The organism is Alkalihalophilus lindianensis (genome assembly GCF_032843265.1).
In the GTDB taxonomy this organism is placed as follows: Bacteria; Bacillota; Bacilli; order Bacillales; family Bacillaceae_D; genus Alkalihalophilus; species Alkalihalophilus lindianensis.
In genome coordinates, this window is record NZ_JAWJBA010000462.1 from 1 (window position 1) to 264 (window position 264).

At 30.7% G+C, this 264-nt stretch carries 1 protein-coding gene; it reads left to right on the forward strand.

Annotated features, from left to right (window positions below; translation table 11 throughout):
* Window positions 1-264: Eco57I restriction-modification methylase domain-containing protein (locus RYX56_RS23035; RefSeq protein WP_317124213.1), on the forward strand; the 264-nt coding region annotated here is incomplete at both ends.

Sequence of the window (264 nt, forward strand, 5' to 3'; positions counted from 1 at the left end):
ACAAAAAATAGAAGAAAATTTACCAAAATTATTAAAACAATCACAAATACTTAGCGGTCAATACGATGTGGTTTGTACCAACCCACCATATATGGGTAAAAGTGGAATGAACCCCAAACTTACCAAGTATCTTAATGATTACTATAACAATACAAAGTTTGATCTTTTTGCTGCTTTCATTGATAAAGGTTTCAGCTTAGCAAAGAAGACAGGTTTTAATTCAATGGTAACAATGCAATCTTGGATGTTTTTGTCAAGTTATTT